Annotated in this window: 20 protein-coding genes; 7 read left to right on the forward strand and 13 right to left on the reverse strand. The window is 71.1% G+C overall.

The window, feature by feature from the left end; all coding sequences use genetic code 11:
- Positions 1-6: 6 nt before the first annotated feature.
- Both ACFY0U_RS41065 and sigE read right to left on the reverse strand, forming a co-directional pair.
- Positions 7-942 (reverse strand): anti-sigma factor family protein, encoded by a 936-nt coding sequence (locus ACFY0U_RS41065; RefSeq protein ID WP_388645015.1) that lies wholly within the window; start codon positions 940-942, stop codon positions 7-9.
- Complete coding sequence (sigE, locus tag ACFY0U_RS41070; protein WP_388645017.1) at positions 939-1634, reverse strand: RNA polymerase sigma factor SigE; 696 nt, start codon at positions 1632-1634, stop codon at positions 939-941. The genes ACFY0U_RS41065 and sigE overlap by 4 nt, the downstream gene beginning before the upstream one ends.
- A 301-nt stretch (positions 1635-1935) precedes the next feature.
- Between sigE and ACFY0U_RS41075 the strand changes: the two genes are divergently transcribed.
- Complete coding sequence (locus ACFY0U_RS41075) at positions 1936-2568, forward strand: O-methyltransferase (protein ID WP_388645108.1); 633 nt, start codon at positions 1936-1938, stop codon at positions 2566-2568.
- 87 nt (positions 2569-2655) lie between these two features.
- On the opposite strand, the gene ACFY0U_RS41080 is transcribed toward ACFY0U_RS41075, so the two are convergent.
- The gene (locus ACFY0U_RS41080; RefSeq protein ID WP_003966491.1) at positions 2656-2823 is read right to left on the reverse strand and encodes a DUF3117 domain-containing protein; all 168 of its coding nucleotides are present in this window, start codon (positions 2821-2823) and stop codon (positions 2656-2658) included.
- Between the two features lie 394 nt (positions 2824-3217).
- Between ACFY0U_RS41080 and ACFY0U_RS41085 the strand changes: the two genes are divergently transcribed.
- Positions 3218-4021 (forward strand): enoyl-CoA hydratase/isomerase family protein, encoded by an 804-nt coding sequence (locus ACFY0U_RS41085; RefSeq protein WP_388645018.1) that lies wholly within the window; start codon positions 3218-3220, stop codon positions 4019-4021.
- Positions 4022-4100: 79 nt separating this feature from the next.
- On the opposite strand, the gene ACFY0U_RS41090 is transcribed toward ACFY0U_RS41085, so the two are convergent.
- On the reverse strand, positions 4101-4685 hold the full coding sequence (locus tag ACFY0U_RS41090) for a DNA-3-methyladenine glycosylase I (RefSeq protein ID WP_388645020.1): 585 nt from the start codon (positions 4683-4685) through the stop codon (positions 4101-4103).
- Entirely contained in the window at positions 4682-5056 is a 375-nt protein-coding gene (locus tag ACFY0U_RS41095; RefSeq protein WP_388645021.1) for a DivIVA domain-containing protein, read from the reverse strand. Before ACFY0U_RS41095 ends, ACFY0U_RS41090 begins: the two co-directional genes overlap by 4 nt.
- Before the next feature lie 142 nt (positions 5057-5198).
- Here ACFY0U_RS41095 and folP point away from each other — a divergent pair, with 142 nt between their 5' ends.
- Positions 5199-6059 carry a dihydropteroate synthase gene (gene folP / locus ACFY0U_RS41100; protein ID WP_388645023.1) on the forward strand — a complete coding sequence of 287 codons (861 nt, stop codon included), beginning with the start codon at positions 5199-5201 and terminating at the stop codon, positions 6057-6059.
- Between the two features lie 106 nt (positions 6060-6165).
- Here folP and ACFY0U_RS41105 read toward each other — a convergent pair whose 3' ends face one another.
- Both ACFY0U_RS41105 and dapE read right to left on the reverse strand, forming a co-directional pair.
- Positions 6166-6924 (reverse strand): TIGR00730 family Rossman fold protein, encoded by a 759-nt coding sequence (locus ACFY0U_RS41105; RefSeq protein WP_388645025.1) that lies wholly within the window; start codon positions 6922-6924, stop codon positions 6166-6168.
- Positions 6925-7022: 98 nt separating this feature from the next.
- Positions 7023-8102 (reverse strand): succinyl-diaminopimelate desuccinylase, encoded by a 1080-nt coding sequence (gene dapE, locus ACFY0U_RS41110; RefSeq protein ID WP_388645026.1) that lies wholly within the window; start codon positions 8100-8102, stop codon positions 7023-7025.
- Between the two features lie 84 nt (positions 8103-8186).
- Here dapE and ACFY0U_RS41115 point away from each other — a divergent pair, with 84 nt between their 5' ends.
- Both ACFY0U_RS41115 and ACFY0U_RS41120 read left to right on the forward strand, forming a co-directional pair.
- Positions 8187-9149 (forward strand): heavy metal transporter, encoded by a 963-nt coding sequence (locus ACFY0U_RS41115; RefSeq protein ID WP_388645027.1) that lies wholly within the window; start codon positions 8187-8189, stop codon positions 9147-9149.
- Positions 9150-9459: 310 nt separating this feature from the next.
- Positions 9460-9906: an ATP-binding protein gene (locus tag ACFY0U_RS41120; protein ID WP_171147726.1), complete on the forward strand. Its 447-nt coding sequence runs from the start codon at positions 9460-9462 to the stop codon at positions 9904-9906.
- Between the two features lie 67 nt (positions 9907-9973).
- Here ACFY0U_RS41120 and ACFY0U_RS41125 read toward each other — a convergent pair whose 3' ends face one another.
- Together ACFY0U_RS41125 and fdxA are read right to left on the reverse strand one after the other, a co-directional pair.
- Positions 9974-11068, reverse strand: a complete 1095-nt coding sequence (locus tag ACFY0U_RS41125) for a bifunctional succinyldiaminopimelate transaminase/glutamate-prephenate aminotransferase (RefSeq protein ID WP_388645029.1) — start codon at positions 11066-11068, stop codon at positions 9974-9976.
- A gap of 115 nt (positions 11069-11183) precedes the next feature.
- The gene (fdxA, locus tag ACFY0U_RS41130; RefSeq protein ID WP_019058397.1) at positions 11184-11504 is read right to left on the reverse strand and encodes a ferredoxin; all 321 of its coding nucleotides are present in this window, start codon (positions 11502-11504) and stop codon (positions 11184-11186) included.
- Positions 11505-11644: 140 nt separating this feature from the next.
- Here fdxA and ACFY0U_RS41135 point away from each other — a divergent pair, with 140 nt between their 5' ends.
- Complete coding sequence (locus tag ACFY0U_RS41135; RefSeq protein ID WP_388645031.1) at positions 11645-12673, forward strand: GNAT family N-acetyltransferase; 1029 nt, start codon at positions 11645-11647, stop codon at positions 12671-12673.
- A 17-nt stretch (positions 12674-12690) separates the two neighbouring features.
- Positions 12691-13542 (forward strand): tetratricopeptide repeat protein, encoded by an 852-nt coding sequence (locus ACFY0U_RS41140; RefSeq protein WP_388645033.1) that lies wholly within the window; start codon positions 12691-12693, stop codon positions 13540-13542.
- A gap of 64 nt (positions 13543-13606) precedes the next feature.
- On the opposite strand, the gene ACFY0U_RS41145 is transcribed toward ACFY0U_RS41140, so the two are convergent.
- The 4 genes from ACFY0U_RS41145 to ACFY0U_RS41160 are packed head-to-tail and all read right to left on the reverse strand — an operon-like array spanning position 13607 to position 17056.
- A complete protein-coding gene (locus tag ACFY0U_RS41145; RefSeq protein WP_388645034.1) occupies positions 13607-14221 on the reverse strand; it encodes a response regulator in 615 nt (204 codons plus the stop codon).
- On the reverse strand, positions 14218-15408 hold the full coding sequence (locus ACFY0U_RS41150; RefSeq protein WP_388645109.1) for a sensor histidine kinase: 1191 nt from the start codon (positions 15406-15408) through the stop codon (positions 14218-14220). The genes ACFY0U_RS41145 and ACFY0U_RS41150 overlap by 4 nt, the downstream gene beginning before the upstream one ends.
- Before the next feature lie 5 nt (positions 15409-15413).
- Complete coding sequence (locus ACFY0U_RS41155) at positions 15414-16154, reverse strand: ABC transporter permease (RefSeq protein ID WP_388645036.1); 741 nt, start codon at positions 16152-16154, stop codon at positions 15414-15416.
- A complete protein-coding gene (locus ACFY0U_RS41160) occupies positions 16151-17056 on the reverse strand; it encodes an ABC transporter ATP-binding protein (RefSeq protein ID WP_388645038.1) in 906 nt (301 codons plus the stop codon). The genes ACFY0U_RS41155 and ACFY0U_RS41160 overlap by 4 nt, the downstream gene beginning before the upstream one ends.
- Positions 17057-17157 lie beyond the last annotated feature (101 nt).

Raw genomic sequence — 17157 nt, forward strand, 5'->3', positions numbered from 1 at the left:
GCCGGGTCAGCGGGTGGTGCCGGAGGGGGAGGAGGTCGCGTCGGGGACGGGTGCGGCGAGCAGGCCACGCGGGGTGAGGTCACGGGCCGTGGACCAGGAGGTCAGGGTGAGCGGCGGGGTCGCGCTGAGCGGACGTATCAACGGGGACATGGCGGCCGCGCCGGCCACCACGGGTGCGGTCAGCGTGGCTTCGTGCGCCTGGGTGCCGGGGACCAGCGGGGCGGACACCTCGGCCGGGGCGACCGGGGCGTCCATCCGGGACTGGTCCTGGGCGAACAGCGGACCCACCGCACGGCGACGCTGGCTGTCGGGCGTCGCGGCGCCCGTGCCGCCCTGGGTACGGGCCGGGGTGACATTGCTGCCGCCCGAGCCGCCCCGGGCGTCCGTGTCGGCCGGCGCGACGGTGGTGACGCCGCCCAGCGCGATCGCAGCCAGCGACACCGCCCCGCCCACGACGAAGGCGAACCGCATACCGCGCGACGCCGATCGCTCGGCCTCGTGCCGGCTGACGTCATGGATGCGGAAGCCGCCGACGGCAGGGGTGAGCGCGGAGCCGTGCGTCGTCGCGGGGACGTAGTCGAAGTCGAACCTCTCGCCGCGCTTCACGCCGAAGACCCCGGCGGTGCCGGGTCTCCCGGAGAAGCCGTCGGGAATTCCTCCCCCGAACGGCGAGCCGCCGTCCGAGTCACCTCCCGCGGGCAGCCCCTGGAGGCGGGCGAGGAAGCTCTCGGAGGGAGGCGGGGGCGCCGCCTCCGCGAAGACGTTCTTCAAACGACGCTGGGCGTCGGCCTCGGCTCTGCACCTGGTGCAGGTGGCAAGGTGCGCGAGGACGCGCTCGCGCGTCTCATGACCGAGCTCGCCGTCGACCAGCGCGGCAAGTCGGTCTCCCAGATGATGCTCGGTGAACCGCCCCTCGGCGGGATTGGGCCGTGATCCACTCACGCGGTCGCGCCCCCTCCCCCCAGAGCGGGGACGCGGGGCACGAAGGAGCGACGCTCGGCCCGGGCCTCCGGCGAACGGTGCGCGAGGGCCTTGCGCAGCTGGGAACGGCCGCGATGGATACGCGAGCGGACCGTGCCGAGCTTGACGCCCAGGGTCGCGGCGATCTCCTCGTACGACAGTCCTTCGATGTCGCACAGGACGACCGCGGCGCGGAACTCGGGCGCGAGGGTGTCGAGAGCCTGCTGGACGTCCGCGTCGAAGTGCGCGTCGTTGAAGACCTGCTGCGGCGACGGCTCGCGGCTGGGCAGGCGCTCCGCCGCGTCCTCGCCGAGGGCGTCGAAGCGGATGCGCTGCTTGCGCCGGACCATGTCCAGGAACAGGTTGGTGGTGATGCGGTGGAGCCAGCCCTCGAAGGTGCCGGGCGTGTAGGTCGACAGCGAGCGGAAGACGCGGACGAAGACCTCCTGAGTGAGGTCCTCGGCGTCGTGCTGGTTGCCCGTCAGGCGGTAGGCGAGCCGGTAGACCCGGCCGCTGTGCGTGCTGACGATCTCCTCCCACGTCGGAGGAGTCCAAGCCTGCGCGTCCGCGTCGGTGGAGAAGGTCGCGGTGGCGTATTCGCCGTGGCTGTGGTCAGCAGCGGTGTCGTTCACGGATTTCGGCCTACCCGCCGATCCGAGGAAGCGCCGCAGCACTCCTCCCCGATCCTCAGGCGCAGCCGCACCTCCCCTATCGGCTCTGGTGGTGTCCAGTGGAGCCCCTACCATAGCCACCTCGCCCGTTAGCTCCGGATAAGCGGTTTTACGAGAATTTGATCTGGGCTGATACCGCTCGTGCGGCTGCGTCACCGCCCGCTCGGGCCCCTGCTCCGCATCGTGATCCAACTGTGTCCCCCCGGGTGCGTCTCCACCCCTCTAAACGCCCGGTCCCATCTGCGGGTTCCCGGCCCCAACGGATACAGTCACGCCCAGGCAACCACGGGGACAGGAGAGGGTCATTACCGCCAACCGGCAGACGAGCTGGGCGTTCGCCGACGCCTACGTCGCCGAGGACGAAGTGCTGCGCTGGGCCCGTGACCGGGCCCGTGAAGCGGGCCTGCGCTCGGTGTCGCCCGGCGCGGGCGCAGCGCTGCGGTTGCTGGCGGCCTCCGTCGACGCGAAGGCGGTCGCCGAGATCGGCACCGGCACCGGTGTCTCCGGTATCCATCTGCTGCACGGCATGCGGCCGGACGGGGTGCTCACCACGGTCGACCCCGAGCCCGAGCACCAGCAGTTCGCCCGCCAGGCCTTCCGCGCCTCCGGGTTCGCCAGCAACCGGGCCCGCTTCATCCCGGGCCGCGCCCTGGACGTCCTGCCCCGCCTCGCCGACGCCGGCTACGACCTCGTCTTCTGCGACGGCGACCGGCAGGAGGTCATGGACTACCTCGCTGAATCGTTGCGCCTGCTGCGGCCGGGGGGCCTGGTGGTCTTCGAGGGTGTCTTCGCGCACGGCCGGACGGTGGACTCGGGTCCGCAGCCCACCGAGGTGCTGCGGCTGCGCGAGCTGCTGCGCACGGTACGGGAGAGCCCGGAGCTGGTGCCCTCGCTGCTGCCGGTGGGCGACGGGCTGCTGTGCGCGGTCAAGCGCTGACCCTCGCACCGCGCTGACCTGGGTAAACAGCTGCCCCGGCACCGATATCGATGCCGGGGCAGCTGAAAGGGTATGGTCGCTTCCGCGTCAGCCGACGACCTTCTTGAGGGCGTCACCGAGCGCGTCGGCCTCGTCAGGGGTCAGCTCGACGACGAGCCGACCGCCGCCTTCGAGCGGAACGCGCATGACAATGCCCCGCCCCTCCTTGGTCACCTCGAGCGGGCCATCGCCCGTCCGCGGCTTCATGGCCGCCATGCTCGTTCCCCTTCCTGAAACCAGCTCATCGTCAAAGCCGACGGCCCTGGGAGGGCACGCGTGTCGTGCGTGGGCACGCGACACCGGCATCGAACACATTGCTTCCAGGCCATTATCCCGCATCTCAGGACCCGATGACCAACATCAGTCGGCATCGCTTGGGCAACGCGCGCGAGCAAAACCACTCAATTCGGCGATGTGACTGCGATACTGCGCGGCCGCACACGTATCCGGCGAGCGATTTCGGCCGCAGATTCTTTGACGCAGGTCACACGTCCGTTCCGGTCGTTCGGCGGTGATCTCCGCCATGCTGTCCTTCGGATACGAAAATGTACTGGCGAGTAGGTCCGGTACTTCAGACCGCGACACCGGAAAACACCGGAGGGGACACACCATGGCCGACACCGTGCTCTACGAGGTGAGCGACGGACTCGCGACGATCACGATCAACCGGCCCGAGGCGATGAACGCGCTCAACATCGCGACGAAGGTCGCGCTGCGGGAGGCGGTGCAGGCGGCGGCGACGGACGAGGCCGTACGGGCCGTGCTGCTGACCTCCGCCGGGGAACGGGCGTTCTGCGTGGGGCAGGACCTCAAGGAGCACATCGGGCTGCTGGTGTCCGACCGGGAGACCGGGTCCCGGCACACGATGAGCACGGTGAAGGAGCACTACAACCCGATCGTGCGGGCGCTCACCGAGATGCCGAAGCCGGTGGTGGCGGGCGTCAACGGCGTCGCGGCGGGAGCGGGCTTCGGGTTCGCGCTGGCGGCGGACTACCGGGTGGTGGCGGACACGGCGGCGTTCAACACGTCGTTCGCGGGTGTCGCCCTGACCGCGGACTCGGGCATCTCCTGGACGCTGCCGCGGGTGGTCGGTCCTGGCCGTGCGGCCGACCTGCTCCTCTTCCCGCGGAGCATCACCGCGCAGGACGCCTATGAGCTGGGGATCGCGAATCGGCTGGTCCCGGCCGGGGAGCTGCGCGCGGAGGCCGAGAAGGTGGCTCGGGCGCTGGCCTCGGGGCCGACGGTGGCGTACGCGGCGCTGAAGGAGGCCGTGGCGTACGGGCTCACGCACACACTGGCGGAGACGCTGGACAAGGAGGACGAGCTGCAGACCCGGGCGGGGTCCTCGGAGGACCATGCGATCGCTGTGCAGGCCTTCGTCAACAAGGAGAAGCCGAAGTACCTGGGTCGATAGGTCCGTGCGGGGCCGCGGGTCCGTTGTGGCTGGTCGCGCCCACGCGGCGGAGCCGCACAATCGATGCAGCCCCGCGCCCCTAACGCCCTCCCCTGGCCACGCAGGTCTGCAAGTGGTCGTCGACCAGGCCGCACGCCTGCATCAGCGCGTACGCCGTCGTCGGGCCCACGAAACGCAGGCCCCGCTTCTTCAGGGCCTTCGACAGGGCCGTCGACTCCGAAGTGATCGCCGGGACGTCGCCCAGCGTCCGCGGGGCCGGGCCCGGCTTCTTCGGGGCGTGGGACCAGATGAACTCGTCGAGCTCACCCGGCGCCCAGTCGGCCAGCACGCGTGCGTTGGCGAGCGTGGCCTCGATCTTGGCGCGGTTGCGGATGATGCCCTCGTCGACCAGGAGGCGGTTCCGGTCGGCGTCGGTGAACATGGCGACCTTGGCGATCTCGAAGCCGGCGAACGCGGTGCGGAAGCCCTCGCGGCGGCGCAGGATCGTGATCCAGGAGAGGCCGGACTGGAAGGCCTCCAGGCACAGGCGTTCGTACAGGGCGTCGTCGCCGTGGACCGGGCGGCCCCACTCCTCGTCGTGGTACGCGACGTAGTCCTCGGTGGACAGCGCCCACGGGCAGCGCAGGGCGCCGTCCGGGCCGGCGAGGGCGGCGCCGTCGGTCACCGCTGCTCCCCCGGGCCCTCGGCGGGCTTCTCCATGGACACATGCGGGCCGGGCGCGCCGTGCGTGACGGCCTGGGCGCCGGCCAGGGCGGACTCCAGGTCGGCGATACGGGCGTCGCGTTCGGCGAGTTCGGCGCCGAGGCGGCTGAGGGCGTCGTCCACGTCGCCCATGCGGTAGCCGCGGGCGGCGAGCGGGAAGCGGAGGGCCTCGACATCGGCGCGGTTGACCGGGCGCTCCAGCGGGAGGGGGTCCTGGAGCCGCTCCGGAGCGGCCTCGGGCAGCGGGCCTGTCTCGCCGCCGCCCACCACGGCGAGCGTCACCGCGGCGACCACGACGGCGAGCGCGACGACGAGGAACAAGAACATAACCATCGCTGAGGGTCCCCACGCTCGGTGAATGTGTTCGGAGTCGAATGTGCCAGAGTCCGATCGTGCCATGCGAGTCTGACAGTTAGGGTCGCAGGCGGCCGAGGAAGCGGCCGTACCCAGGTCGTACTACGAGAGGTCACAGCGGATGCTCAGGCTGGGCAGGCGGGAATTCGGGCCGCACGAGCCGGTGATCATGGCGATCGTGAACCGGACCCCGGACTCCTTCTACGACCAGGGCGCGACCTTCCGCGACGAACCGGCCCTCGCGCGCGTGGAGCAGGCGGTGGCCGAGGGTGCCGCGATCATCGACATCGGCGGGGTCAAGGCCGGGCCGGGTGAGGACGTCTCCGCCGAGGAGGAGGCGCGGCGGACGGTCGGGTTCGTGGCGGAGGTGCGGCGGCGGTTCCCGGATGTCGTGATCAGCGTGGACACCTGGCGGGCGTCGGTGGGTGCGGCCGTGTGCGAGGCGGGGGCGGATCTGCTGAACGACGCGTGGGGCGGGGTCGATCCGGGGCTCGCGGAGGTCGCCGCGCGGTACGGGGTGGGGCTGGTGTGTACGCACGCGGGGGAATCGGAGCCCCGTACGCGGCCGCATCGGGTCTCCTACGACGACGTCATGGCCGACATCCTGCGGGTGACGCTGGGGCTGGCGGAGCGGGCGGTTTCGCTGGGGGTGCCTCGGGAGTCGGTACTGATCGATCCGGGGCACGACTTCGGGAAGAACACGCGGCACAGTCTTGAGGCGACGCGGCGGTTGGGCGAGATGGTGGCCACCGGGTGGCCTGTGCTGGTGTCGCTGTCGAACAAGGACTTCGTCGGGGAGACCTTGGACAAGCCGGTGAAGGAGCGGGTGGTCGGGACGTTGGCGACCACCGCGGTGTCGGCGTGGCTGGGGGCGCAGGTGTACCGCGTGCACGAGGTCGCGGAGACCCGCCAGGTGCTGGACATGGTCGCGTCCATCGCCGGCCACCGGCCCCCTGCGGTCGCCCGGCGGGGGCTGGCGTAGAGCCTTCTTCGACCCCGTTCCCAGGGGGCTCCGCTCCTCGAACGCCGGAGGGGCTGAATTTCGTGAACGTCGGACGTTCGAGAAACCCAGCCCGTCCGGTGGGTTCCTACCGGCCCGCCTCCTTCGAGACCAGGGCCACCGCCTCGTCCACGTCGTCCGTCAGGTGGAACAGGTGCAGGTCCTTCTCCGCCGCCTTGCCCTGGGCGATGAGGGTGTTGGTGATCCAGTCCACCAGGCCGCCCCAGTACTCCGTACCGAAGAGGACGATCGGGAAGCGGGTGACCTTCTGGGTCTGGACGAGGGTCAGGGCCTCGAAGAGTTCGTCCAGCGTGCCGAGGCCGCCGGGGAGGACCACGAAGCCCTGCGCGTACTTCACGAACATCATCTTGCGGACGAAGAAGTACCGGAAGTTGAGGCCGATGTCGACGTAGGGGTTGAGCCCCTGCTCGAAGGGGAGCTCGATGCCGAGGCCGACGGAGATGCCCTTCGCCTCGCAGGCACCCTTGTTGGCCGCCTCCATGGCCCCGGGACCGCCACCGGTGATGACGGCGAAGCCCGCCTCCACCAGGCCCCGGCCGAGCTGCACGCCGGCCTCGTACTCGGGTGAGTCCACCGGCGTCCGCGCCGAGCCGAACACACTGATCGCGGGCGGGAGTTCGGCGAGCGTGCCGAAGCCCTCGATGAACTCCGACTGGATGCGCAGGACCCGCCAGGGATCGGTGTGGACCCAGTCGGACGGACCGCCCGCGTCCAGGAGGCGCTGGTCGGTCGTGCTCGCCGTCACCTGACCCCGCCTTCGGAGGACCGGTCCCAGGCGCTGCTCCGACGGTGGCTGCTTCTTCCCCTCGGGGTTGCCGGTAGCCATGTGCGCTCCCTCCGCTTGCGGGTGTTTCCACCTCAGCGTAGATCTACGCGGGTTACGGAGGGGGGACATGCGTATGTCCGACCGGCACAAGCCTCACTTCACGCCGTCAGCCAGGACTTCAGCCGCTCCTCCGCCTCGGGGATCAGCGACACCTTCACCCGCTCGTCGACCTTGTGGGCCAGCAGCGGGTTCCCCGGGCTGTAGTTGACCGCGGGGACGCCCAGCGCGCTGAAGCGGGCCACGTCCGTCCAGCCGAACTTGGGGTGCACCTCGGCGCCGACGGCCTCCACGAAGGCGGCCGCGGCGGGGTGGTTGAGGCCGGGACGCGCGCCGCCCGTGTGGTCGTCCACCACGAACTCGTCCACCCCGCAGTCGGCGAAGTACTCACGGACGAACGCCTCCGCCTCCTCCTCGCTGCGGTCGGGCGCGTAGCGGAAGTTGACGGTGACCGTGCAGGCGTCGGGGATGACGTTGGTGGCCACCCCGCCCTCGATACGGACGGCGTTGAGGCCCTCGTGGTACTCCAGACCGTCCACCACCGGCCTGCGCGGCTCGTACGCCGCCAGCTTGGCCAGCACCGGCGCCGCGGCGTGGATCGCGTTGGAGCCCATCCACGCGCGCGCGGAGTGCGCCCGCTCCCCCTTGAACTTCAGCAGCACCCGGAGCGTGCCCTGGCAGCCGCCCTCGACCTGGCCGTTCGTCGGCTCAAGGAGCACGGCGAAGTCGCCGGCCAGCCACTCCGGGTGGGCCTCGGAGACATGCTTGAGGCCGTTGAACTCGGCGGCGATCTCCTCGTTGTCGTAGAAGACGAAGGTGAGGTCGCGGTTGGGGGCCGGGACCGTCGCGGCGATACGCAGCTGGACCGCCACCCCGGACTTCATGTCGCAGGTGCCGCAGCCCCAGAGGTAGCCGTCCTCGTCGAGGCGCGAGGGGACGTTGTCCGCGATCGGGACCGTGTCGATGTGGCCGGCGAGGATGACCCGCTCCGCGCGGCCCAGGTTCGTACGGGCCACGACGTTGTTGCCGTACCGGTCGACCGTCAGGTGCGGCAGCGCGCGCAGCGCGGTCTCGATCGCGTCCGCGAGCGGCTTCTCGGTGCCGCTGACGGAGGGGAAGTCGACGAGCCGCGCGGTGAGTGTGGCGGCGTCCAGCGTGAGGTCAAGCGGGGTATCGGCCATGGCGTCGACCCTAACGCGCCGGGCCCCGGCCCCTCTTTCCACACCCGGCTCGGACACCACAGTGGCCTCCGCTACCTTGTACGGATGCCAGCGCAGTCCCGCCCTCAACAGCGTCGTCGTGGCCGCCTCTTCCGTGGCCTGGCGGCCTTCGTGATTTTGTGTGCCGTCGCCGGATATCTGGTGGTTCAGTACATCACCGCGGGCACAGGCGCGCCGGGCTGCAAGGTCGTCTCGGGCAAGGACGACGGGGTGGCGTACGAGTTCACGCCGGAGCAGGCGGTGAACGCGGCGACGATCACGGCCGTCGGCACCGGGCGCGGGCTGCCCGAGCGGGCGGTGGCGATCGCGCTGGCGACCGCGCTCCAGGAGTCGGGCCTGCGCAACATCACCCATGGCGACCGGGACTCCCTCGGCCTCTTCCAGCAGCGGCCCTCGCAGGGCTGGGGCACGGAGAAGCAGATCATGGACCCGACGTACGCGGCCGGGGAGTTCTACGAGCATCTGGTCAAGGTCGACGGCTACACGAAGCTGCCGCTCACCGTGGCCGCGCAGCGCGTGCAGCGCAGCGGCTACCCGGAGGCGTACGCCAAGCACGAGCCGGACGCGACGGTGCTCGCCGCCGCCCTCACCGGCACCTCGGCGGCCACGCTGACCTGCGACGGCCGCTCGGAGGCGACCCTCGCCGCGGGTCCGGAGGGGGTGCGCGAGGCGCTCGTACGGGACTTCGGCGGGGACGCGCTGGACACCACCGCCAAGGAGGTGGGGGCCGCCGAGGCGACGCCCGCTCCGGAGGCCACGGTGTCCGGGCGGACCGTGACCGTGCCCGTGAGCGGCGGCGCCAAGGGCCGTAGCAGCCAGGAGCGCGGCTGGCAGCTCGCGCACTGGGCGGTGGCCAACGCCTCCGCGCTGCACATCCAGAGCGTCACGTACGCCGGGCGGGAGTGGACCGCCGGGAACAGCCAGAGCGAGTGGCGGGCGACGACGCCGGAGGCGACCGGCGGGGCGGAGAAGGGCGCGGGATCCGTACGGATCCTGACTGCGCAGTAGTACGGACGATCACCCGTAGGGGTTACGCGCGGCCGCTGTGGAGGGCGGTGTGCGCAGGTTTTCGCGCAGTCACCCTCGTATTCGCCGAAACCCTTGCGAACAAAGGGCTGCAAGGATTCGGCACACTTTCCGACCGGACACCTTTTGACCGTTTTTATCCGCAGCCGATAATGCGACGCATTGCCAACTCTTTACGTTGGGCCGCCGCAACCTTCGCGGGCTTCGAGCGGTAGTCACTGCGTCCGAGCCCGGTGATCAACTGCCGGACACGGTCGGACACTTCCTCGTTCTCTCCCGTCAAAGGAGCATCATGTCCCTCCCCCTGACCCGCAGGATCGCCCGTGCCGCGCTGCTCGTCGCTGCGGGAGCGGCAGCCGGGGTCGGTGCGGCCGGCTCTGCCAGTGCGGCCCCCGCCGAACTGCCCACCTCGAACCTGGGCGGCCTGACCGCTCTGGACGGGGCGAGCGTCGGCAACACCGTCGACGGCGCGGCGCAGAACGCCACCGGGCTCGCGGGCAACACCGGTGGCAACGCGGTCAAGAAGGCGGTTCCGACCGCGGGCAAGACCAGTGGCAAGGTCGCGAAGAAGGCGGCGCCCGCCGCGCAGCAGACGGCGGGCGACGCGGCGGGCTCCGCCGGGGACATCCTGGGTGACACGGCGTCCACCGCGACGAAGGGCGGTCTGCCGACGGACTCCCTGACCAAGGGCGGTCTGCCGACCGAGTCCCTTCCCGTGAAGAGCCTCCCGCTCGGCTGACGTCCGGCTGATACGGCGATGGGGCCCGGGGATGTCTCCCTGGGCCCCATCGCCGTATGCGCGACGCTTACGCGAGCCGCTCCACGGCGGCCCGCACCCGTTCGTCCGTCGCCGTGAAGGCCACGCGGACGAACTGCTCGCCCGCCTCGCCGTAGAAGTCGCCCGGGGCGACGAGGATGCCCAGGTCGGCCAGGTGGGCGACGGTGGTCCAGCAGGACTCGCCCTTGGTGGCCCAGAGGTAGAGGCTGGCCTCGCTGTGCTCGATGCGGAAGCCGTGGGCCTGAAGGGCCCCGCGGAGGGCCTCGCGGCGGGCCGCGTAGCGCTCGCGCTGGACGCGGACGTGCTCGTCGTCGCCGAGGGCCGCCACCACGGCCGCCTGGGTGGGCGCCGCCGTCATCATGCCGCCGTGCTTGCGGATCTCCAGAAGGGGACCGAGGACGGCCGGGTCGCCGGCCAGGAACGCGGCGCGGTAGCCCGCCAGGTTCGAGCGCTTGGACAGGGAATGGACCGCGACGATGCCGTCGTACGAGCCGCCGTTGACGTCCGGGTGCAGGACCGAGACCGGGTCGGCGTCCCAGCCGAGCTCCAGGTAGCACTCGTCGGAGAAGATCAGCACCCCGTTCTCGCGGGCCCAGGCCACGATCCGGGTGAGTTCTTCCTTGGACAGGACCTTGCCCGTGGGGTTCGACGGGGAGTTCAGCCAGAGGAGCTTCAGGCCCTCGGGGTCCAGCTCGGTCGGGTCGTCGTAGACCTCGTACTCCGCGCGGGCCAGCCGGGCGCCGACCTCGTAGGTCGGGTAGGCCAGGCGCGGGTAGGCGACACGGTCGCCGGGGCCGAGGCCCAGCTGGGTGGGGAGCCAGGCGACCAGTTCCTTGGAGCCGACGATCGGCAGGACGTGCTTGTGCGTCACCTCGCGGGCGCCCAGGCGGCGCTCCACCCAGCCCGTGATCGCGTCGCGCAGCGCCGGTGTGCCCCAGACCGTGGGATAGCCCGGTGAGTCCGCCGCGTCGACGAGCGCCTTCTGGATCAGGTCGGGAACCGGGTCGACCGGGGTGCCGACGGACAGGTCGACGATGCCGCCGGGGTGCGCGAGGGCCGTCTTCTTGTACGGCTCGAGCTTGTCCCAGGGGAAGGTGGGGAGACGGTCGGAGACTGCGGACACGGTGTCTGGCTCACTTTCTGGTACAGCACGCGTACGGCAAACGCCTCGGTCCCGTACGGCGATCAGGGGTGATCGAGCCGTACGGGACCGAGGCGGCGCGGAGTCCGGGCCGCTCTTACTGGTTCTGCGGCGGCAGCGCGGCGACGAAGGGGTGGTCGCGCTCGATCAGGCCCAGCTTGCTGGCGCCGCCGGGGGAGCCGAGCTCGTCGAAGAACTCGACGTTCGCCTTGTAGTAGTCCTTCCACTCCTCTGGAGTGTCGTCCTCGTAGAAGATCGCCTCGACCGGGCAGACCGGCTCACAGGCACCACAGTCGACGCATTCGTCCGGGTGGATGTACAAGGACCGGGAGCCCTCGTAGATGCAGTCGACCGGGCACTCTTCGATGCACGCCTTGTCCTTCACGTCGACACAAGGCTGCGCGATGACGTAGGTCACGCTGTCGTTCCTCCTCGATAGGGCGCTGGCGGGCCTCCTCAGGCCCTGCCGCCTGGCGCGCGGGAGCGCGGCGTCGTCGATGCCCGCCCCTAGTATCTCCGTTCTTGGGCATGATCCGAACAGGAGGGGTGAACTGACCTGTGGAAATCTCTGCGACGGGGCGCCTTGAGGTCCGTATCACCGCTGCTGACGTGGGTAAACGGGTCTCAGTACGCCGCATGAACGATCCTGCGGTTCCGGGTGAGAAGTTCACCGACACGGTGGGTGTTCTCGCATCATGGGACAACGGTGTGCTGCTGATCACACGGAAGAGTGGCGAGACCGTCCACATCGCGGAATCCTCGCTGGTCGCGGGCAAGGTCGTGCCGAACGCCCCGGCCCGCCGCCGGGGCCCCTCCGCCTCCTACGAGGAACTCGCGCATGTCACCACGCGCGCGTGGCGGCCGGTGGAGAGCGAGCGACTCGGCGAGTGGGAGCTGCGGGCCGCGTCGGGGTTCACCCGGCGGGCCAACTCGGTGCTCCCGATCGGCGACCCGGGGATGCCGCTGGACGAGGCCCTGGAGGCCGTACGACGCTGGTACGGCGAGCGCGGGCTGCCCGCGTACATCCAGACCGCGACCGGCGCCGAGGGCACGCAGGAGCTGCTGTGCGCGGAGCTGGAGCGGCGGGGGTGGGAGCGTGAGGTGACCGCCGAGCTGTGGATCGGCGCGCTGGCGCCGCTCGCCGACCGGGCCGGGGCGGACGAGGTGCTGCTGGCCCGCGACGCGGACGAGACATGGCTCGCCCGGTACCAGCGCAAGGGGGTGAGCGAGGTGGCCCTCAAGGTGCTGGGGAGCGGTCCCTCGGTGTGGTTCGCGACCGTGCCGGGTTCCTCCGAGGGAGCGGCTCCGGCCGCCATCGGACGGTGTGTCGTCGACGGGCGGTGGGCCTCCTTCTCCGCCGTCGAGGTGGATCCCGAGCAGCGGCGGCGCGGGCTGGCCACCACGGTGATGGCCGCGCTGGCCCGCCGGGCGCTCGACGAGGGCGCGTCCGCCGCGTGGCTCCAGGTCGAGACGGACAACGCGGGCGCGCGGGCGCTGTACGCCGGGATGGGCTTCGCCGCGCATCACGCGTACCACCACTACCGGGAACCGGCCGGTCCCGGCAGCGGCCGGTACGGATCATCGTGACCGGGCACGAGCCAGCTATGCGTCCCCTCCGCCCCCCGTCCCCGGAACGCTCCGCCGAACTGCGCCGGCGGTTCGCCGAAGAGGCGCGGTCCGAACGGCCCGATCTGTCGTCGCTGTGCCTGCTGGTGGGCGCGGAGGCGGACGGGACGCTGGACGAGGCGGGCCTGGACGCGGCGCAGATCGAACTGGACCGGCTGGCGGGGCGGCTGCCGTTCCGTCCCGGTGGACCGCGCTCCTGGGCGGTGTCCCTGCGGGAGCTGCTCGGGGAGCGGTGTGGTTTCCGTGGCACACCTGGCGACTATCAGCGGCTGGAGTCCTCGCTGCTGCACTCGGTGCTGCTGCGGCGGCGGGGGCTGCCCATCCTGCTGTCCGTGGTGTGGATGGAGGTCGCGCGGCGTGCGGGGGCTCATGTGTACGGGGTCGCGCTGCCGGGGCACTTCGTCGTCGGGTTCGGGGAGGCGGAGGAGCAGGTGCTCGCCGATCCGTTCGACGGGGGGCGGGTGCTGAGCGGGTCCGACGCGGAGTTGTTGGTGGCGGGGGCGACGGGGGCGCCGTTGCAGCCGTCCATGTTGGAGCCGGCGGATCCGTTGGATGTGGTGCTGCGGATTCTGAACAACGTGCGGGCGTGGGCGGCGGCTCGGCCGGAGCGGTCGGATGTGGCGTTATGGGCGGTGGAGTTGGGGCTGCTGCTGCCTTCGCATCCTGCTCGGTTGCGGTATGAGCGGGCGCAGTTGTTGGTGCAGCGCGGGGACTTCCTGGGCGGGGCACGGGAGTTGGATGCGTACGCGGATGTCGTGGAGGCCGTGGATGAGCCGGCTTCTGCTCGGGTTCGGCAGCAGGCTCATGCCGCGCGAGCGATGTTGAACTGATGGTTGTGGGGCGGCTGCGGCTTCGTCGTGGCTTGTCGCGCAGTTCCCCGCGCCCCTAGGTGGGCTACAGCCAGCCCTTCTCTCTTGCCAGGCGCGCTGCTTCCGCCCTGTTGCGTACCGCCAGTTTCTGGATCGCCGTCGAGAGGTAGTTGCGGACCGTCCCCTGCGACAAATGCAACGACTGCGCCAGCTCCGCGTTCGTCGAGCCGTCCTCCGCCGCCCGCAGGACCTCGCGCTCTCGGTCCGTCAGCGGATTCGCGCCGTCCGCCAGCGCCGCTGCCGCCAGCGTCGGGTCGATGACCCGCTCCCCCGCCAGCACCTTGCGTACCGCTGCCGCCAGTTGGGCCGCGGGGGCGTCCTTGACCAGGAAGGCGTCGGCGCCCGCCTCCATCGCGCTGCGGAGGTAGCCGGGGCGGCCGAAGGTGGTGAGGACGACCAGTTTGACCGCCGGGAGTTCCCGGTGGACCTGGGCGGCCGCCTCGATGCCCGTGGCGCCCGGCATCTCGATGTCCAGGAGAGCCACGTCGATGTCGTGGGCGCGGGCCGCGGCCAGCACCTCGTCGCCGCGGGCCACCTGGGCGACGACCTCGATGTCGTCCTCCAGTCCGAGGAGGGCGGCGAGGGCCTCGCGGACCATCGACTGGTCCTCGGCGAGGAGGACCTTGATCGTAGGGCTCATGCGCCGGATCCTACGGGCGCGGACGGGGTGGCGGGGACGCGGGCGACCAGGCGGAAGCCGTGCTTCGTACGGCCCGCCTCCAGGCCGCCGCCCGCCTTCTCCAGGCGTTCGGACAGGCCCGTCAGTCCGTTGCCGGGGTCCTTGCCGGAGCCTCCGGAGCCGTTGTCCTCGACGGAGAGTTCCAGTACCGGCCCGTCGAGGGTCTGGCGCCGCAGGAGCTCGATCGTGCAGCGGGTCGCGCCGCTGTGCCGTACGACGTTGGTGACCGCCTCGCGCAGCGCCCAGGCGAGGGCGGCCTCGCTCTCCTCGGGGACGCCGTCGAGGTCGGGTTCGGCGGGCACCTCCGCGGTGACGTCGGCCGCGGTCAAAGCGACCTGTGCGCCCGCGAGTTCGGCGGCCAGGCGGGCGCGCCGGTAGCCGGAGACGGCCGCGCGGACGTCGACCAGGGCCTGGCGGCTGACCTGTTCGATGTCGGCGACCTGCTGGGCCGCCTTGTCGGGGTGGGCGGGGAGCATCCGGCCCGCGAGCTCGCTCTTGAGGGTGATCAGCGAGAGCGAGTGGCCGAGCAGGTCGTGCAGGTCCCTGGCCAGGCGCAACCGCTCCTCGTTCGCGGCCAGTTGGGCTACCGTCGCACGGGCCTTGCGCAACTCCACGGTCGTCCGCACCAGTTGCTTCACGCCCATCATCGCGAAGCCCAGGAGCAGCACCACCAGGACCAGGCTCCAGTCCTCCGAGCCGACGTACAGGCCGACCAGCACCATCGCGAGGGTGTTCGCCCCGACCGCCCAGTACGCGATCCGCTGCGGCAAGGTCGCGCCGCACGTGACGGAGACGTACACGAACAGGCCGATCCAGGCGCTGCCGAGGCTGAGGCACAGGACGACGGCGAGGGCGCCGAGCAGGGCGACCAGGGCGCCCACCGTCGGGCCGGAGAACGGGCGGCCCATGTTCCGGAAGACCAGGGTCAGATAGACGCCGGTGAAGGCGACCAGGGCCACCCAGCCGGCTACGGTCGCGGCCGTCGAGTGGCCGCCGGAGTCCAGGTCCCGCACCGGGGAGCCGAGGAAGACCAGCCAGGGCAGGATCCAGACGAGCTTGCGCACCGCGTCCGCCCGGTTGCGGGGCGCCTGGCCCACCCGGATCGAGTTCTCCGCCCGGAGCTCCGCGGGAAGCCCGTCGTCGGTCATCGTCCTCACGCCTTCAGCGTGTCCTTCCGGTACAGCCAGGCCGCGCCGCCGGTGAACAGGGCGAAGTAGACGGCGAGGACGGCGATGTCCTTGGCATGCGGGGTCTGGCTCTGCTCGATCGCCTGCCCCAGGGCAGCGTACGCGTGGGTGGGCACCCACTTGGCGATGTCCTGGAGCCACGCCGGGAAGGTCGTCGTCGGCATCCACAGGCCGCCCAGGATGGACAGCCCGAAGTAGGTGATCATCGTGATCGGGCGGACCGCGTCGCCGTTGGCGAGGTAGCCGAGCGCGACGCCCAGGGCGGCGAAGACGAGGCTTCCGGCCCAGATCGCGCCGGTGAGGGCGAGCCACTGCCAGGCGTCCAGTCGTACGTCCTTCACGACCGCAGCGACGGCGAAGACGACGACGATGGAGGGCAGGCTGACGACGGCGGCACTCGCGGTCTTCGCGAGGACGTAACCGCGGCCCGGCAGTGTGGTCAGGCGCAGCTGGCGCACCCACCCGGCCGCCCGCTCCTTCGCGATGCGCTCGCTGTTGCCCATCAGGACGGCCGTGAGGGCCCCGAAGGAGGCCATCGAGACCATCATGTAGGTCGGCAGGGTCAGGCCCGTGCCGTCGACCTTCTCCGTCGTACTGGAGCTGCCCGCGATGAGCAGGAACAGGACCGCCGGGTAGATCACGGAGAAGAACAGGAACTTGCGGTTGCGCAGGGCGCGGGTGAGTTCCAGCTTGATCAGGCTGTTCATGAGGTACGAGCCTCCTCGGCGGCGGTGATGGCGACGAAGGCCTGCTCCAGGCCGAGTCCGGCGACTTCGAGGTTGCGGGGGTGGACGCCGAGGCCGTAGAGGGCGTGGACGGTGGCGTCGGCGTCCGTGGACTGGATGCGGACGGTGGGGCCCGAGACGGTGAGGGTGGTCAGGAAGGGGAGGCCGCGCAGGGCCGTCTCGTCGACCGGGGCCTCCAGGTCGAAGGAGATCCGCCGTACGCCCGCCTTCGCCTTGATCTCGGCCGCGGTGCCGTCCGCGAGGAGCCGGCCGCGGTGCAGGACGAGTACGCGGTCGGCGATCGCGTCGGCCTCTTCGAGGTAGTGGGTGGCGAACAGGACGGTCCGCCCCTGGTCGGCCTGCTCGCGCATGGTGGCCCAGAAGCCCTGACGGGTGGTGACGTCCATGCCGGTGGTGGGCTCGTCCAGGACGATCAGGTCGCTGTCGCCGGCGGTCGCGAGGGCGAAGCGGACGCGCTGGGCCTGGCCGCCGGAGAGCTTGTCGACCTTGCGGTCGGCGAGCTGGGAGATCCCGGCGCGGGCGAGCACGTCGTTCGGCCGGTAGGGCTTCGGATGCAGATCACAGGCGAGCCGCACCAGTTCCGCGACGGTGACCTCGTCCATCAGCCCACCGCTCTGCAGCATCGCCCCCACCCGCCCGGCGACGATCGCCTCACGCGGCTCGGTGCCGAAGAGCCGCACACTGCCGCTGTCGGGGTTCTTGAGACCCAGCAGCAGATCGAGCGTGGTCGACTTACCGGCGCCGTTGGGCCCCAGCAGCGCCACGGTCTCCCCCGGATACAGACTCAGCGTCAGCCCGTCCACGGCCCGGACCTCGCCGTACGCCTTGCTCACCTGGTCGAATGCGACCGCTGTCGTTGTCATGTGATCCAGGGTGGCGCTCGGGCCCCCTGGCCCGGCAGTGTCGGCGATCCTGACTGCCGGATGACAGATGTCATACGACGAAGGGGCACCCGGCGTCCGCC

This window comes from Streptomyces sp. NPDC001536 (assembly GCF_042894505.1).
In the GTDB taxonomy this organism is placed as follows: domain Bacteria; phylum Actinomycetota; class Actinomycetes; order Streptomycetales; family Streptomycetaceae; genus Streptomyces.

Coding starts and splice junctions, on each gene's coding strand:
- ACFY0U_RS41080 (WP_003966491.1), bottom strand. CDS start 2,823: ATGGCGGCCATGAAGCCGCGGACGGGCGATGGCCCGCTCGAGGTGACC.
- ACFY0U_RS41085 (WP_388645018.1), top strand. CDS start 3,218: ATGGCCGACACCGTGCTCTACGAGGTGAGCGACGGACTCGCGACGATC.
- ACFY0U_RS41095 (WP_388645021.1), bottom strand. CDS start 5,056: ATGGTTATGTTCTTGTTCCTCGTCGTCGCGCTCGCCGTCGTGGTCGCC.
- folP (WP_388645023.1), top strand. CDS start 5,199: ATGCTCAGGCTGGGCAGGCGGGAATTCGGGCCGCACGAGCCGGTGATC.
- ACFY0U_RS41105 (WP_388645025.1), bottom strand. CDS start 6,924: ATGGCTACCGGCAACCCCGAGGGGAAGAAGCAGCCACCGTCGGAGCAG.
- dapE (WP_388645026.1), bottom strand. CDS start 8,102: ATGGCCGATACCCCGCTTGACCTCACGCTGGACGCCGCCACACTCACC.
- ACFY0U_RS41115 (WP_388645027.1), top strand. CDS start 8,187: ATGCCAGCGCAGTCCCGCCCTCAACAGCGTCGTCGTGGCCGCCTCTTC.
- ACFY0U_RS41120 (WP_171147726.1), top strand. CDS start 9,460: ATGTCCCTCCCCCTGACCCGCAGGATCGCCCGTGCCGCGCTGCTCGTC.
- ACFY0U_RS41140 (WP_388645033.1), top strand. CDS start 12,691: ATGCGTCCCCTCCGCCCCCCGTCCCCGGAACGCTCCGCCGAACTGCGC.
- ACFY0U_RS41145 (WP_388645034.1), bottom strand. CDS start 14,221: ATGAGCCCTACGATCAAGGTCCTCCTCGCCGAGGACCAGTCGATGGTC.
- ACFY0U_RS41150 (WP_388645109.1), bottom strand. CDS start 15,408: ATGACCGACGACGGGCTTCCCGCGGAGCTCCGGGCGGAGAACTCGATC.
- ACFY0U_RS41155 (WP_388645036.1), bottom strand. CDS start 16,154: ATGAACAGCCTGATCAAGCTGGAACTCACCCGCGCCCTGCGCAACCGC.
- ACFY0U_RS41160 (WP_388645038.1), bottom strand. CDS start 17,056: ATGACAACGACAGCGGTCGCATTCGACCAGGTGAGCAAGGCGTACGGC.